Source organism: Marinitoga arctica (assembly GCF_054657315.1).
Genome location: NZ_BAAHYY010000062.1, coordinates 1 through 1,695, shown reverse-complemented (window position 1 = coordinate 1,695; position 1,695 = coordinate 1). Strand labels below are relative to the sequence as shown.

Sequence of the window (1,695 nt, the reverse complement as noted above, 5' to 3'; positions counted from 1 at the left end):
CCGAAAAGCAGCCTTATCGGCTGCTTTTTTGTTTGGTATTTTGTTTTTTTAAATGATATTTCATTTTATACATTAATTTATCTGCTAACTTTAATGTTTTAAATGTATTTCCTTCATATGGCACAATCCCATAAGAGATTGATAAAGGTACCTTATAATTTCTTAATTCTCTTTGAATTTTATCAAATTTTTCTTTTGCTATATCTACGGAACAATGGTTCATTATAACCAAAAATTCATCTCCACCTAACCTTAAAATGTAATCATCCTTTCTAATGAATTTTTTTATTGTTTCAACCAAAAAAATTAATGTTTTATCTCCAAAATCATGGCCAAATTTGTCATTTATTAACTTTAAATCATTCATATCGCAAAAAATAAAAACATCGTCTTTAGAAAAATTAATATTTTTTAAAAATTTTCTATTATACGCATTAGTCAATGGATCAAAAAAAAACTTCTGAATATAATTTTTTTGCTTTAATATTAGCTTTTCTTATTTCATCAACAAGAATTAATCCAATAAATATAACATAAGAAAAAATTCCATATGAAAAAAGAAATCTTTCATTTTTTATAGGATAATTAACTATTATTAGATCATGAATTATAGTAAGGGATAAAAATGTAAATAATATAGTATATTTATAATCTTTCCTATATAAGAAAATAATATATATTAGCAATAAAGCTGGGATCCAAGAAAGATTATTATAATAAAACATCAATTGCGAAAAATCTTTAGATAATATATATAAAGTTATTGGAACAATTAAAATAATTTTAATTATATTATTTATATATTTTATTTTAGATTTGTTTATATTAATAGTATTAAAGAAAAAAATAAAAGATAAGAGGAATGATATAAAAAATATTTTTTTTAAAAGTAAAAATGTATTTGAATTTCCAAGAGGGAAGAAATGAAAATCTCTTGTTGCTATAAATAAAAATACCAAAGAAAGTAAATAATAAAAAAAATTAGATGATTCTTTTATATTAAAATAATAGATATAACTGAATAATAATATTACTAAAAACAATATAATTCCACCGATAGAAGATATAATACCATAATTAATGAAATGTAATAAATAATATTTATAAATATCAGAATCATCAAGTAAAGTTGGCGTAATTTTAAACCCACCTTTATATAAATCATAAATTTTAACTTCTAATATATTTTTTTCTTTTAAATTATCTAATTTAATCAAAAAGGGCTTTAAATATAGGTTAGCTAAAAAATTTTTATTGTACCCTAAAATAGAAATTAACTTATTATTTAAATAGATTTCTGCATAATTACCTGAGACTTCAGGAAATACTATATATTTATAATTATTATTTTCAAATGTTGTTTTTAATGTGATACTATTACCTTTTAAGATTTTTAATATGGGAATATTATATGTATTTCCATTCATATCTTCACATATTTCCAATTTATGTCCATCTATCTTGTTTAAATCACGACTTAATATTACAATAATTAAAAATAATATTACTCCTATAAGATAGTGTATTATTTTTTTCATATCTTCCTCCACATTTAATGAATTATCTATTTTATTTATTACATATTATATCATATTGACATAAAAAGTTCAATTTTTAAATTAAATTTTAACACCTGGTAAAATGAAAATATTTAAATAATACCAATAATTTTATAAGAAACTTGTAACGAATGAA

The 1,695-nt window shown here is 19.7% G+C and carries 2 protein-coding genes; both read right to left on the bottom strand.

The window, feature by feature from the left end; all coding sequences use genetic code 11:
• Positions 1-13: 13 nt before the first annotated feature.
• Entirely contained in the window at positions 14-442 is a 429-nt protein-coding gene (locus ACYQ44_RS10330) for a diguanylate cyclase domain-containing protein (RefSeq protein ID WP_459997192.1), read from the bottom strand.
• 4 nt (positions 443-446) lie between these two features.
• Positions 447-1,538 carry a hypothetical protein gene (locus tag ACYQ44_RS10325; RefSeq protein ID WP_459997191.1) on the bottom strand — a complete coding sequence of 364 codons (1,092 nt, stop codon included), beginning with the start codon at positions 1,536-1,538 and terminating at the stop codon, positions 447-449.
• Positions 1,539-1,695: the final 157 nt, after the last annotated feature.

What these genes read in the sequence shown, in the direction of transcription:
- ACYQ44_RS10325 (WP_459997191.1), bottom strand. Translation starts at nt 1,538, where the DNA reads ATGAAAAAAATAATACACTATCTTATAGGAGTAATATTATTTTTAATT.